The sequence below is a fragment of the Bordetella tumulicola genome, from assembly GCF_965138755.1.
Classification (GTDB): Bacteria; Pseudomonadota; Gammaproteobacteria; order Burkholderiales; family Burkholderiaceae_B; genus Bordetella_A; species Bordetella_A tumulicola.
Window position 1 is genome coordinate 559,598 of sequence record NZ_CBCSFP010000002.1, and the last position, 12,495, is coordinate 572,092.

The window sequence follows — 12,495 nt, forward strand, 5'->3', positions numbered from 1 at the left end:
TGCCTGCCGCGGCAGGCGGGACGACCGATCTGGTGGGGAGGTTGATTGCCACCAAATTGTCCGTTCGGTTGGACGAGCCAGTGGTTGTCGAGAACAAGGCTGGTGCGGGAGGAACGATTGGTGCCGCGCAGGTGGCCGCCGCCAAGCCGGACGGGTGCACCATGCTGATGGGCAATGTGGGTCCCAATGCGATCAATTATTCGTTGCACAAGAAACTGGCTTATGTGCCAGCAGATCTTATTCCGGTCACCGATGTGTTCGCTGTCCCAAATGTGTTGGTGGTCAATCCCGGTGTACCGGCGGCGTCGGTTGCGCAGCTAATCGAATTGGCACGCAGTCAACCTGGCCGGCTGGCGTTGGCTAACTCAGGCACGGGTCAATCCACGCATATGACCGCGGAGATGTTCCGCTTGCAAACTGGCGTTGACGTGATCCAGGTCCCCTATAAAGGAAATGCGCCGGCAGTCGCCGATCTGCTAGCAGGTCAAGTGCAGATGATGTTCGATAACGTGGCAGTGTCACTGCCGCATATCAAGGCAGGAAAATTGCGCGCCTTGGCGGTTAGCAGCGCGCAGCGCGTCGAGGCATTGCCAGACGTACCCACGCTCTCTGAGTCTGGACTGAAAGGTTTCGACGTTTCCGCATGGTTTGGCTTGTTCTATCCGGCGGGCACGGATGCCGGACAGGTGGAGAGCTTGCACCGAGACGTCGTGGCCATTCTGCAAGACCCGGTCGTGCGACGCCAAATAAGCAATTGGAGTGGCGTTCCCGGTGGACGTTCGCCTGCAGATTTCGGTCGATACGTCGAGAGTGAGATTGACAAGTGGCGAGAAGTGGTCCGGTCAGCGCATCTGGCGGCACAGTAAACAGAGTGTCGGGTCGCGGGGCTTCCCGCGCCCGTATTGCACGGGGTAATTCATGTTGAACAAAGTCGTATCGTCCCTACAAGATGCCGTTGCCGGTGTCGCGGACGGTTCCACGTTGCTGATTGGTGGTTTTGGTGCGTCGGGCGTGCCGACCGAGCTGTTGCAGGCGCTGCTGGAGACTGGGGCGCGCGAGCTGACGGTGGTGAATAACAACGCTGGCAATGGTGAAGCAGGGTTGAGTCAATTGATTCGGGCCGGAAGGGTACGCAGAATGGTGTGCTCGTTTGCACGCTCGTCTAATCCGCTCAAACCTAACGCCGCCGCATTTAGCGAATGGTACATGGCGGGAAAAATCGAACTGGAATTGGTCCCACAGGGGACGTTGGCTGAGAGGTTGCGTGCCGCCGGCGCCGGTATAGGGCCGTTTTTCACACCCACGGGATACGGCACGCGTTTGGCGCAGCACAAGGAGACTCGCGTCATTGGCGGCCGAGGCTACGTGTTGGAGCAACCGCTCGTGGGTGATGTGGCTTTCGTCAAGGCGCGGTATGGCGATAGCGCGGGCAACCTGACTTACCGATACGCCAGCCGAAATTTCGGACCCGTTATGTGTATGGCGGCCAAGATGACGGTCGTGCAGGTGGATAGTGTCGTGCCGCCGGGCGACATACATCCAGAGCACGTGATCACCCCAGGAATTTTTGTTCAACGCATTGTCGAGTGTCCCAATGCCAGTCAATAAATTATCGCGTGAGCGTATGGCCCAGATTATCGCCAACGATATCGAGCCGGGTTGCTACGTTAACTTGGGTATTGGTATGCCCACGCTAGTAGCCGATTTTCTGGATGCGGAGCGGGGAATCGTCCTGCACAGCGAGAACGGCATCTTGGGTATGAAAGGTCTGCCTCCCGGAGCGCTGGTCGACCCCGATTTACTCAACGCCACCAAAGAGCCTGTTGCGTTAGACGTTGGGGCATCGATCTGCGATCACGTCGTGTCGTTCTCCATGATGCGGGGTGGTCACATAGATCTGACCGTGCTGGGGGCATTTCAAGTATCGGCGCAGGGTGATCTGGCCAACTGGGACACGGGTGCTCCAGATTCGATCCCCGGCGTAGGTGGCGCCATGGATCTAGCTGCCGGGGCCCAACGAGTTTACGTGATGATGCAGCACGTGGATCGTGATGGGCAGCCGAAGATTGTGCCGGAATGCACATATCCCTTGACCGGCAAGGCGGTCGTGGATCGGGTCTACACCGATCTGGCGACGCTAGATGTGACTCCACAAGGGTTAAGCGTGATCGCGATGGTTAAAGGTGTGGATTTCGCGACGGTCCAGGCGTGCACGGCCGTGCCGTTGCAGCTGGCCGATACGTGGATAGAAATGGAACCCTGACGAAAAGGGCGGAAGCAGTCTCTGGAGGTATTAGATGAGTTGGGCGGCAGAACTAGACGAGCTGGAGCAGCGTAAACAATTTGCGCAGCGCATGGGCGGGCCTGAAAAGATAAAACGTCAGCACGATGGCGGTAAGTTGACGGTGCGCGAGCGCGTGTCACGGTTGGTCGACGAACAGTCGTTTGTGGAAGTCGGCGGGCTTGCCGGCAGCGGCGAGTACGACGAGAATGGGCGACTCAAGCATGTGGTGCCGTCGAATGTGGTGATGGGGCGTGCCACCCTTGGGGAAAAGCCTGTCGTGATCATCGGCGACGACTTCACCGTGCGCGGAGGCGCCAATGATGGGGCCGTTGGTGACAAGATGATCTTTGCCGAGCAGATGGCATTCGATCTGCGTATACCGCTTGTTCGCCTGATCGATGGTACTGGCGGAGGCGGCTCGGTTCGCAATATCGAGAACATGGGACACGCGCTGCTACCCAAGATGAAAATCTGGGCCTATGTCGCGCGCAACCTGAATCAGGTGCCCGTGGTGTCGTTGGCTTTGGGCTCAGTGGCCGGGCAGGGCGCGGCCCGAGTGGCTGGCAGCCATTACTCCGTCATGGTCAAGGATACGTCGCAGTTGTTTATTGCCGGCCCGCCCGTCGTTGCCAAAATCGGCCAAAATTTAAGCAAAAATGAACTGGGTGGCAGCGCTATACACGCCCGCAATGGCGTGGTCGACGACGAGGTAGCATCCGAGGAAGAGGCATTCGAGGCGGCGCGACGTTTCCTCAGTTATTTACCGCCATCGGTATACGAATTACCGCCGCGCGCGGAAACGCCGCGTGAGACCATCGACCAAGCGTGGTTGCGCGACGCGATTCCACGCGATACACGCAAGGTCTACAAGATACGGCCCATTGTCGACAGTTTGTTTGACCCGAACAGCGTGTTTGAGATAGGTCGTTACTGGGGCAAAGCTATCGTAGCCGGGCTGGCCAGGATCGATGGTTGGCCAGTGGTGTTCGCGGCCAGCAATCCCTATCACTACGGTGGGGGGTGGGATCGCCACACCGCGGAGAAATTTACGCGTCTGGTGGATATGGCGCAGGCATTCCATCTACCCGTCGTTAATCTGGTGGATATTGCAGGATTCCAGATTGGTCTTGAGGCAGAGAAAGACGCTGTCATGCGGGCCGGTGTGCGGGCGCTGACGGCGGTGGCCGAATCTACTGTGCCGTGGTTTTCCCTCATTATGCGACGAGCCTTTGGCGTGGCTGCGGGAGGGCATCAGAACTCGAGCCGCTTTAATTTCCGTTATGCGTGGCCATCAGCCCAGTGGGGTTCACTGCCGATCGAAGGAGGCCTGGACGTCGCCTATCGGTCAGAGATAGAGGCAGCAGTCGATCCGCAGGCCAAGCGCGCGGAAATCGAGGCGCGGGTGCGGGGCCTGACATCGCCATTTCGCAGCGCCGAGGCCTTCGTTATCGAAGACATCATCGATCCGGCCACGACACGGGCACGTCTGGTTGAATTCGCCAATCTGGCGGCGCCGCTGCGTGAGCCCGGTCGCGCACCTAATGGCTATCGGCCATAGTGCCCGGGGGCAATGATGAAAAAAATCTTGATCGCCAACCGAGCCGCTGCCGCCGCCCGCATTCTGCGCGCTGTGCGTGAGATGGGCCTGAAATCTGTGGTCGTGTATTCCGAAGCGGATCGTGACCTGCCGTATGTAGCGCAAGCGGATGAAAGCATATGCATTGGTCCTGCTCCGGCGCGGGACAGCTACCTGAATCAGGCCTTGCTGCTGGATGTGATGGCACGCTGCAGGGCAGACGCGGTACATCCGGGATACGGGTTCCTGTCAGAGAACGCAGGGTTTGCTCGGCAAGTGCAGGCAGCCGGCCATTGCTTCATTGGTCCGTCGCCCAAGTGGATCGAAGCGCTCGGCAACAAGGCGGCAGCAAGGACGTTGATGCAGGCGCACGGATTGGCGATGGGCGGCAGCACGGGTGTGTTGCCGCGCGATGATGTTACCGCGGTGACGCGAGCGGCACGAGAGTTGGGGTATCCGGTTTTGATCAAGCCAGCCGGAGGCGGCGGAGGAATCGGCATGGTTCCGGTCGAGAATGAACAGAGTCTGCCGGCATCGTGGGAGCGTGCCAGCGGCATAGCGGAAAAGGCCTTTGGTGACTCTGCTTTGTATATGGAGCGCTTTGTGCGGGAGCCCCGGCATATCGAGTTTCAGTTTCTGGCGGATCGTCATGGAGAAGTCATCTCGTTGTTCGAGCGCGATTGTTCAACGCAGCGTCGCTACCAGAAGGTCATTGAGGAGGCACCCGCCGCGGCCATCGATCCGCAGGTGGTCGAGGAAATGGCCGAACAATTACGCCAAGTGCTGATCAAGATCGGCTATGACGTCATTGGCACGGTAGAGATGCTGTATACGCCGGAATCGGGCTTTTCGTTTCTGGAAGTGAACACCCGACTTCAGGTCGAGCATGCCGTAACCGAGGCCATCACTGGTGTCGATATTGTGCAAGCACAGATCAGCCTGGCAGCGGGGGAACGATTATCGAATGTGCTGACACAAACGCCGAAGCGTAATGGACACGCCATCGAAGCACGTATCTATGCCGAGGATCCTGTTCGCTGTCTACCGTCACCTGGTCTGCTGCGGGTGTTTCAGTTGCCGCAGTCGAGCATCGGCTTGCGCATTGAGACGGGGTATGCCGAAGGGAATCGCGTGTCGAGCCACTACGACCCCATGGTTGCCAAATTGATTACGAACGCAAACAGTCGCGATGACGCAATCTTGTCCATGATCAATGCCCTGGAAGCAACGCAAGTAGAAGGGATCAAGACGAACATCCCGACGATTCTTAAAGCGTTGCGGTCAGATCGTTTTCAGGCAGGCACCATGGCGGTGGATGGATTGCAGGCGCTGATTGCCGCATAGATTAACGACGGAGGATGTATGAAGAAAATAGTTTCGAATGTGGCAGGTCGTCTGGCAGCTTGCCACGTTGTATCGGGAGCGCAGGTGCAACTGGGAGATGAGCTGTTCATCGTGGAATCTATGAAGATGGAGATTCCTGTAGAAAGCGAGTTCGCGGGAACAGTCGTCGATGTGTTGGTGAGTGTGGGCGACGAGATTGAGGAAGGGCAGGAGCTGGCCTTGCTGGAGTGAAGCACAGGGCTTTTGTAGACAAAGACAAAACACGGAGACAACATGGAAAAGCAACTAAGGAAAATGATGGGCTTCAGGCGCGGCCCGGAATTGGTCAAAGCATGGATGATTTACCTGGGCGTCGCTGCTGGACTGATGGTCGGTGCACCGGCACAGGCCGATGGCGTACAGGACTACCCCAAGCAGCCGATTACCGTCATTGTGCCGTTTTCGGCGGGTGGAACGACGGACATTCTGGCGCGTTCTATCGGTCAGAAATTGGGTGAACGCTGGGGCGTCTCGGTGGTAGTGGAGAACAAGACTGGCGCGGGCGGCAATATCGGCAGCGCGCAAGTAGCCCGGGCGAAACCAGATGGCTATACGTTGGTATTGGGAACGATAGGCACGCACGCCATTAATCCCAGTTTGTACAAAAACATGCCGTATGACGCGATCAAGGATTTCAGTCCCATCACGCGAGCGGCCATGGTGCCGAATGCACTCGTGGTACGCGAAGATGCACCCTTTAACACAGTCGAAGAAATGATCGCGTACGGTAAGGCCAATCCTGGCAAGCTGACGTTTGGCTCGTCTGGCCATGGCAGTACGCTGCATATGTCGGGCGAGACGTTCAAGATGATGACCGGGGTCGACATGGTGCATGTGCCCTACAAGGGCAGTTCGCCTGCTGTGGCCGATTTACTCGGCGGGCAGATTACGATGATTTTCGATAATTTGCCATCGGCACTTCCGCATATCAAGAGCGGCAAGCTGAAAGCCCTGGCGGTGACTTCAGCCGAGCGAAGCGCCCAATTACCTGATGTCCCCACTATGGCAGGGGCTGGCGTGCCGGGTTATGAGGTGGTGTCGTGGTTTGGTCTGTGGGCACCCGCTGGCACACCGCCGCAGATCGTGGCGAAGATCAATAAAGAAGTCGTTGACATCATTCGCACGCCGGAAATGCAGAAGCAGATACTCGGGTTAGGAGCGATACCGCACCCCGAGTCGCCGGCCGAGTTCGCTGCCTTTGTCGACAGTGAAGGGAAAAAATGGGCCGAGGTCGTGCGCGGCGCCAAACTCACGATTCAGTAGGCGCTGCGTGCGCAATGGACAGAGGCGCGGTTGCCGCGCCCAAGGAGGTAGAGTATGGAACGCATGATGGAAGGCAAGGTGGTGGTGGTAACGGGGGCGGGAGGTGGCATCGGGCGCGAGACTGCGCTCCAATTGGCCGCTGAAGGCGCCAAGGTTGTGGTCAATGACATTGGTGTGGCGCTCAATGGCGACAACCTGTCAGCGAGCGAGGCACCCGTGCCTCCCGCTGAGGCGGTCGTTGCGGAAATTCGTGCGGCCGGTGGCGAAGCCGTAGCCAGCATGGACTCGGTTGCTGGGCGGGCATCCGCAGAGGCGATCATTCAGTGCGCGATAGATACCTTTGGCCGTATCGATGGTGTGGTCAATAACGCTGGAAATCTACGCGATCGTTCGTTTCACAAAATGAGCGAAGACGAATGGCGCTCTGTCATTGCCGTTCATCTGGATGGCACGTTCTTTGTCAGCCGCGCCGCTGCCACCTATTTCCGAAATCAGGAAAGCGGCGCGATGGTGCATATGACGTCCACCTCAGGCTTGATCGGCAACTATGGGCAGGCCAACTACGGTGCGGCAAAACTAGGCATCGTGGCGCTATCAAAAATGATCGCGCTGGATATGGGGCGTTACAACGTGCGCTCCAATTGCATTGCTCCTTCGGCCTGGAGTCGTATGACCAGTTCGATTCCTACCGACACACCGCAGCAACGTGATCGGGTCGAAAAACTCAAAAAAATGGAAGCCGGAAAAATTGCACCGATGGCGGTTTACTTGCTGACGGATGAGGCAAGAGAAGTGACGGGTCAGATCTTCGCGGTGCGCGCCAATGAAATCATGCTGATGAGTCAGCCACGCCCCTTGCGCTCAGTTCATTTCAGCGAAGGCTGGACACCGCGGCGAATTGCAGAGGTGGCCATTCCCGCCATGCAGAAGCATTTTTATCCACTGGAGCGTTCACCAGATGTCATGAGCTGGGACCCGATTTGAGGGATGGCATGCTTCATCTCGGGAGACATCAATGCGCTTGAGTTATGAACAATTACTTAATCACGATTTGCCCCCGGTCGTGCACCGCTATACAGAGCGCGACACGATGCTGTATGCCCTGTCGCTAGGGCTGGGCCAGGATCCGTTGGACGAGTATGACTTGTCGTTCGTCGACAGCCAGTACGGCCCGCGAGTCATGCCTGCCATGGCGGTGATTCTCGGTTATCCGGGGTTTTGGCTCAAGGCGCCCGAGATCGCTGCCGATGTCGTTCGTTTGTTGCACGGGGAGCAGGGCGTGGAGGTGTTCCATGAAATCCCTGCTGCCGGGGAGTTGATCGGCAAAACGCGTGTGCTGGAGGCGGTGGACAAAGGCGACAAAGGTCTGTTGCTGTACACCGAAAAACAGCTGACCGACGCGACAACAGGCGTGCTTTTGGCCCGGACATTCGCCACTCATGTACTACGTGGTGATGGCGGGATGTCAGGGGCTCCCACGAAGGCCCGTGCCGCACATGTGATGCCCACATCTGCGCCCGACCACGTGGTATCGATGCAGACAAGGCCCGAACAGGCCTTGCTCTATCGTTTGAATGGTGACTACAACCCGCTGCACAGCGATCCCGCCATCGCAAGAGCGGCAGGCTACGAACGTCCTATTTTGCACGGTTTGTGTACCTTTGGCATGGTGGCTCATGCTGTAACTCGATCACGTGTGCCGGTTGGACGTCGAGTGCGGTCGCTGTCGTTGCGCTTTTCCGGGCCGGTTTATCCCGGTGAAACTCTCGAAGTCCAGACCTGGCTTGACGGCTCATTTCGGGCTCGTGTTGTGGAGCGTGATGCGTTGGTCGTTGATAATGGTTTGTTAGTGGCGAGTTGAGCACACTAAACCCCAGGGCAAGTAGCCCCAGCCTTCAAAGCATCCAACTGCTGATCGCTCATCTCCAGGGCCACCGATGCCATGGCACAAGTCACAGCCAAGGCATTACGCATTTCGCTTTCCTTAATGATGTCTGGTATATCGCCGCGCGACAGGATGTGGCGCACTCGCGATTCGGGCTTGTTAAAGCCCGCCACCAAACGAAGCGCGGGGATGCCGTGCTTCGCGAAATTGGCGTGGTCCGAGTTGGGCATGAAGGGCAACCAGTGTGATAACGGAACGCCTGCCTTCTGGGCGGCGCTATCGACGATGTCCGCTAGCGCCGGATATTCACTGATCAAAGCGCACAACGTGTCATCTCCGGCCACCGTGTCCAGGTTGATCAGTTGCGCGGCAAACCTCGCCGTTCAGGGTGGGGTCAAGAGCGCGGACGGTAAATCCGTCCGGTTTTTGGTGCATTTAGTGAGGCGTCTGTTGCGGCTCAATGTACTGGCGGAGAATGGCAATAGATGCACCGCCGCAGCTACCGGCGAAGTAGGATGGCAACCTTCGGTGGGTAGTTCACCAAAAGGTGAACGTGGTCCTCCTTGCCGTCGAACTCCACCCGTTCCGCTTATTGAACGATGCAACGCTTAAAAGCCTACCAATTCGAACTGATGCCAAATGGCCGGCAAGCGCGTGATATGCGCCGCTTCGCGGGGTCATGCCGGTTCGTCTACAACAAGGCGTTGGCGATGCAAACAGAGAATCACGAAGCAGGAAAAAAATTCATCGGTTACGTCGCCATGGCGAAGCACTTGACCGAGTGGCGCAATGGTGTGCAAACGCCGTGGCTGAAAGACGCGCCCTGCCACCCATTGCAACACGCCTTGAAGGATCTGGAAAAGGCCTACAAAAACTTCTTCGCCAAGCGCGCCGACTTTCCGAAATACAAACGCAAAGGCAGCGGTGGTAGTTTCCGCTATCCTGACCCGAAGCAGATCAAACTTGACGAAGCAAACGACCGCCTCTTCCTGCCAAAACTCGGTTGGCTGCGCTACCGTAACAGCCGCGACCTGTCGGGCGAGATCCGCAACGTCACCGTGAGCCAGTCGGGCGGCAAGTGGTTCGCGTCGATTCAGACGCAACGCGAAGTCGAACAGCCGCTGCCCAGTGCAACGAGCGCTATCGGCATTGATGTGGGGGTGGTTCGGTTCGCCACCCTGAGCGATGGCAGTTTTATCGCACCGCTTAATAGTTTCAAGACACATCAACAACGCCTGGCTCGTTATCAACGCCGCATGAGCCGCAAGGTCAAATTCAGCAACAATTGGAAGAAGGCGAAAGCCCGCGTCCAGAAGATTCACGCCGACATCGCCAATACTCGAAAAGACTTCCTGCACAAAACCACCACAGCGATCAGCCAAAACCACGCGCTCGTATGTATTGAGGATTTGCAGGTACGCAATATGTCCAGGTCTTCCAAGGGCAACCGCGAACGGCACGGCATGAGGGTGAAACAGAAATCGGGCCTGAACCGCGCCATTCTCGATCAGGGCTGGGGGGAGTTCAGGCGGCAACTGGATTACAAGGTCGCGTGGAACGGTGGCATGCTGCTGGCCGTGCCACCGCACAACACCAGTCGCACTTGTCCGTGCTGCGGTCACGTATCAAAAGGCAATCGGCAGACTCAGGCGAAATTCTTGTGTGTCGATTGCGGCTACGAAAATCACGCCGATGTGGTCGGTGCGATCAATGTTTTAGCGCGAGGGCATCGCGTCTTAGCCTGTGGAGAGCCGGTGCAGTCAGGCCGCTCTGTGAAGCAGGAACCCGCCGAAGCGACTAGGCAAATCACCGCGTAGCGCCGTAGGGATCCCCTTTCTTCAGGGAGGGGAGGATGTCAAGTTGAGTTTCAATGCACTACGCTCCGGTTGCGACATGTCCGCGAGATAGCGTGCCGAGCCAGCCAATGCCCATTCTTCTGCCGTGAAAAAGCATATTCTCAGTCCCGGGGTGTCAGGCCCTAATCTCGATGCCAAGATACGGGCCGCCGCGAGTGCTACGGAAACACCCGTTGCGTTGTCCAGCGCGCTCTGACCTAGATTGTGGCCATCCATATGTGCGCTGATCACGATGCGGCTGTCGCGGCCACCGGGCAGATCCAGCATGCCGACGTTGGCCATCGAGTCGCGTAGTTCTTCGCCTTGAATATTCAGACGCACGCGTGCGTTGCGTTGCGCGCTCAACGCCACTGCACCTTCGTAATCGATATAAGCCGCCGGAATGCCGGCGCCATCGTGTGGGCGCCCCGATGAGCCGGACAAAGGACCTGCGTTAGGCACGGGGTTGGCGATAAGGAATGCTATTGAGTCTTGCGCCAGCGCCATGTCGTATTTGCGGCGGCGGTGCACGTGATCTGGCGCAAACGGATATTCATGCCTCACCAGCACGACCTTGCCACGCACGGCATCGCCGGCGCGTTCAAAGTCTGCCGGACGGCCCGCGCCCAGATCGATAATCGTGCTTTCCAATCCGGTGGGCTCGGTCGATGCCGAACGCAGCAGCGGCATACAGTCCAAATGCAAAGGTGTCTCGCCCAGCAAAATCACGTTGCTGGACAAACGGCGCCAGCCATCGTAGGGCACTGACAGTAGTCGAATATCGGGTCCGATGTCGCGTAGGCGGCTCAAGGCCCAATCCATCGCTGCTTTATCTTGGCCGGTGCCGGATAAGCGCCCACCAAAACCGCATCGTTCATCCATTGCTCCGAGAAACCTCGGCATTCATGCCCGGGAGGAAAGGGGCACAGCCGTCAGGCTGCAGGATTGGTCTTATTTGATTTGTTGTTTGGATGAATACCCAGTGATTTGGTTTGACGCGGATAGTATCTTGGACATGCAAACCAAACGTGCCGCCGGGCTGGCGGTGTTAGCCCATGGAGAAACGGTAAGACCTGAGTGCATGAGTGTCGATGCGCAACGGCTCGGTTCGGTGAAGTGGGAATCCCTTTCCCTTTAGGGAAGGGAGCAGTCAATTGAAAGTGATGCCGCCGCGTTGCACGACATCAGCCCAGCGCGCAAAGTCTTGCGTCAGCAGCGCTTGCAGTGCATCAGCGCTGGTGTCGGGCGGTAGGTTCATGCCCACGCTAGCCAACCGTTGCTTGACTGACTCGGACTGCATCACCTTGGTCAGTGCGTCGGATAGCTTTTTCTGCCCATCTTTGGGCGTGCTGGCTGGCGCCACCAGACCCGACCAGCTTTGTATCGTCATGCCGTCGTATCCCAGTTCCTGAAAGGTCGGCACATCAGGTGTATTTGCCTGGCGTGTGGGAGAGGACACGGCAATGGGTTTGATCTTGTCGCGAGACATTGCGAGTGCCTTTCAATGGTTCAAAACCTGGAAGTAGAAAATCGACAGTGGCGAACGTTGTATTGAACATCCCGATTGTTCTGGCAAGTCATTCCACGCTCAAGGTATATCTCTTGCGCCGTGTGCTGTTTCAGAAAGATTTAGCTTCGATGCCTGTGAATGTCGGTATACGTTGTTTCTTTTAAGTTATTGATTTAAATTGAATTTCTATGATTTTGAGTGGATGCCCCCATTTCAACCCTGTAATCGGCGAAAGCGACTGAAACAGCTTATACACCCGGTATCTCTGTCTGCAAGACAGACACAGGCTACGGGTGCTACCTTGTTCTCCAAGGCGAGTGGATTGTTCACTCGACACGTGTGTGTGGCTGCACTGCAGGGGCAGCCCGCTACAGGAGAATAATGATGAGCATCACCAAACGACTTACTCAAGCTGCTTTTGCAAGTGTTCTGGCACTAGGGATCAGCACAACCGCGCTGGCCGACGACCAAACGCGTAATACGATCATTGGCGCTGGCCTGGGCGGCGTGGCGGGCGCTTTGCTTTCAGAAGGGGATCCTTTACTTACGCTGGGCGGCGCGGCCGCGGGTGGGGTGCTGGGCAACGTCCTGACCGATGACGATGACCGAGGTCATCGCCACTGGCGCGGCCGCGACCGGGGCCACGATAACTACCGGCGCGCGAACTATCGCGGGCACGACAAGCACTGGGGCAAGAAGCACAGGAAGCACCGCCATCGCGATTAAGGTCGGCATCTAATCAGGTTACTGCGTAGTAAC

General features: G+C 57.5%; 15 protein-coding genes and 1 pseudogene. 12 read left to right on the forward strand and 4 right to left on the reverse strand.

Annotated features, from left to right (window positions below):
* The 9 genes from ACNAZS_RS08275 to ACNAZS_RS08315 all read left to right on the forward strand — a co-directional run.
* Nucleotides 1-866 (forward strand): Bug family tripartite tricarboxylate transporter substrate binding protein (locus tag ACNAZS_RS08275; protein WP_415788085.1); only part of this gene is annotated, 866 nt, incomplete at its 5' end.
* Nucleotides 867-918: 52 nt separating this feature from the next.
* Nucleotides 919-1,608 carry a 3-oxoacid CoA-transferase subunit A gene (locus ACNAZS_RS08280; RefSeq protein ID WP_415788087.1) on the forward strand — a complete coding sequence of 230 codons (690 nt, stop codon included), beginning with the start codon at nucleotides 919-921 and terminating at the stop codon, nucleotides 1,606-1,608.
* On the forward strand, nucleotides 1,595-2,263 hold the full coding sequence (locus tag ACNAZS_RS08285) for a 3-oxoacid CoA-transferase subunit B (RefSeq protein WP_415788089.1): 669 nt from the start codon (nucleotides 1,595-1,597) through the stop codon (nucleotides 2,261-2,263). The genes ACNAZS_RS08280 and ACNAZS_RS08285 overlap by 14 nt, the downstream gene beginning before the upstream one ends.
* Nucleotides 2,264-2,297: 34 nt before the next feature.
* Nucleotides 2,298-3,842 (forward strand): acyl-CoA carboxylase subunit beta, encoded by a 1,545-nt coding sequence (locus ACNAZS_RS08290; RefSeq protein ID WP_415788091.1) that lies wholly within the window; start codon nucleotides 2,298-2,300, stop codon nucleotides 3,840-3,842.
* Nucleotides 3,843-3,857: 15 nt separating this feature from the next.
* On the forward strand, nucleotides 3,858-5,204 hold the full coding sequence (locus tag ACNAZS_RS08295) for an acetyl-CoA carboxylase biotin carboxylase subunit (RefSeq protein ID WP_415788872.1): 1,347 nt from the start codon (nucleotides 3,858-3,860) through the stop codon (nucleotides 5,202-5,204).
* 18 nt (nucleotides 5,205-5,222) lie between these two features.
* On the forward strand, nucleotides 5,223-5,435 hold the full coding sequence (locus ACNAZS_RS08300; RefSeq protein WP_415788093.1) for an acyl-CoA carboxylase biotin carboxyl carrier protein subunit: 213 nt from the start codon (nucleotides 5,223-5,225) through the stop codon (nucleotides 5,433-5,435).
* 66 nt (nucleotides 5,436-5,501) lie between these two features.
* A complete protein-coding gene (locus tag ACNAZS_RS08305; RefSeq protein WP_415788874.1) occupies nucleotides 5,502-6,506 on the forward strand; it encodes a Bug family tripartite tricarboxylate transporter substrate binding protein in 1,005 nt (334 codons plus the stop codon).
* Nucleotides 6,507-6,560: 54 nt separating this feature from the next.
* Complete coding sequence (locus ACNAZS_RS08310; protein WP_415788095.1) at nucleotides 6,561-7,490, forward strand: SDR family oxidoreductase; 930 nt, start codon at nucleotides 6,561-6,563, stop codon at nucleotides 7,488-7,490.
* A gap of 31 nt (nucleotides 7,491-7,521) precedes the next feature.
* Entirely contained in the window at nucleotides 7,522-8,367 is an 846-nt protein-coding gene (locus tag ACNAZS_RS08315; RefSeq protein WP_415788097.1) for a MaoC/PaaZ C-terminal domain-containing protein, read from the forward strand.
* Nucleotides 8,368-8,372: 5 nt separating this feature from the next.
* On the opposite strand, the gene ACNAZS_RS08320 is transcribed toward ACNAZS_RS08315, so the two are convergent.
* Complete coding sequence (locus ACNAZS_RS08320; protein WP_415788099.1) at nucleotides 8,373-8,717, reverse strand: hypothetical protein; 345 nt, start codon at nucleotides 8,715-8,717, stop codon at nucleotides 8,373-8,375.
* 109 nt (nucleotides 8,718-8,826) lie between these two features.
* Nucleotides 8,827-8,980: pseudogene (locus tag ACNAZS_RS08325) on the reverse strand (IS200/IS605 family transposase); the annotation flags it as partial.
* Nucleotides 8,981-8,990: 10 nt separating this feature from the next.
* On the opposite strand from ACNAZS_RS08325, the gene ACNAZS_RS08330 reads away from it, so the two are divergent.
* Nucleotides 8,991-10,208, forward strand: a complete 1,218-nt coding sequence (locus ACNAZS_RS08330; protein ID WP_415788101.1) for an RNA-guided endonuclease InsQ/TnpB family protein — start codon at nucleotides 8,991-8,993, stop codon at nucleotides 10,206-10,208.
* A 21-nt stretch (nucleotides 10,209-10,229) separates the two neighbouring features.
* Here the strand turns inward: ACNAZS_RS08330 and ACNAZS_RS08335 are convergent, their stop codons facing one another.
* Nucleotides 10,230-11,036: a M28 family peptidase gene (locus ACNAZS_RS08335; protein WP_415788103.1), complete on the reverse strand. Its 807-nt coding sequence runs from the start codon at nucleotides 11,034-11,036 to the stop codon at nucleotides 10,230-10,232.
* A gap of 205 nt (nucleotides 11,037-11,241) precedes the next feature.
* On the opposite strand from ACNAZS_RS08335, the gene ACNAZS_RS08340 reads away from it, so the two are divergent.
* The gene (locus tag ACNAZS_RS08340; RefSeq protein WP_415788106.1) at nucleotides 11,242-11,364 is read left to right on the forward strand and encodes a hypothetical protein; all 123 of its coding nucleotides are present in this window, start codon (nucleotides 11,242-11,244) and stop codon (nucleotides 11,362-11,364) included.
* Nucleotides 11,365-11,376: 12 nt separating this feature from the next.
* On the opposite strand, the gene ACNAZS_RS08345 is transcribed toward ACNAZS_RS08340, so the two are convergent.
* Nucleotides 11,377-11,715: a Bug family tripartite tricarboxylate transporter substrate binding protein gene (locus ACNAZS_RS08345; protein ID WP_415788109.1), complete on the reverse strand. Its 339-nt coding sequence runs from the start codon at nucleotides 11,713-11,715 to the stop codon at nucleotides 11,377-11,379.
* Between the two features lie 402 nt (nucleotides 11,716-12,117).
* Between ACNAZS_RS08345 and ACNAZS_RS08350 the strand changes: the two genes are divergently transcribed.
* A complete protein-coding gene (locus tag ACNAZS_RS08350; RefSeq protein WP_415788111.1) occupies nucleotides 12,118-12,462 on the forward strand; it encodes a hypothetical protein in 345 nt (114 codons plus the stop codon).
* Nucleotides 12,463-12,495 lie beyond the last annotated feature (33 nt).

Coding starts and splice junctions, on each gene's coding strand:
- ACNAZS_RS08315 (WP_415788097.1), top strand. CDS start 7,522: ATGCGCTTGAGTTATGAACAATTACTTAATCACGATTTGCCCCCGGTC.
- ACNAZS_RS08300 (WP_415788093.1), top strand. CDS start 5,223: ATGAAGAAAATAGTTTCGAATGTGGCAGGTCGTCTGGCAGCTTGCCAC.
- ACNAZS_RS08345 (WP_415788109.1), bottom strand. CDS start 11,715: ATGTCTCGCGACAAGATCAAACCCATTGCCGTGTCCTCTCCCACACGC.
- ACNAZS_RS08290 (WP_415788091.1), top strand. CDS start 2,298: ATGAGTTGGGCGGCAGAACTAGACGAGCTGGAGCAGCGTAAACAATTT.
- ACNAZS_RS08340 (WP_415788106.1), top strand. CDS start 11,242: ATGCAAACCAAACGTGCCGCCGGGCTGGCGGTGTTAGCCCATGGAGAA.
- ACNAZS_RS08280 (WP_415788087.1), top strand. CDS start 919: ATGTTGAACAAAGTCGTATCGTCCCTACAAGATGCCGTTGCCGGTGTC.
- ACNAZS_RS08295 (WP_415788872.1), top strand. CDS start 3,858: ATGAAAAAAATCTTGATCGCCAACCGAGCCGCTGCCGCCGCCCGCATT.
- ACNAZS_RS08330 (WP_415788101.1), top strand. CDS start 8,991: ATGCAACGCTTAAAAGCCTACCAATTCGAACTGATGCCAAATGGCCGG.
- ACNAZS_RS08285 (WP_415788089.1), top strand. CDS start 1,595: ATGCCAGTCAATAAATTATCGCGTGAGCGTATGGCCCAGATTATCGCC.
- ACNAZS_RS08350 (WP_415788111.1), top strand. CDS start 12,118: ATGATGAGCATCACCAAACGACTTACTCAAGCTGCTTTTGCAAGTGTT.
- ACNAZS_RS08310 (WP_415788095.1), top strand. CDS start 6,561: ATGGAACGCATGATGGAAGGCAAGGTGGTGGTGGTAACGGGGGCGGGA.
- ACNAZS_RS08305 (WP_415788874.1), top strand. CDS start 5,502: ATGGGCTTCAGGCGCGGCCCGGAATTGGTCAAAGCATGGATGATTTAC.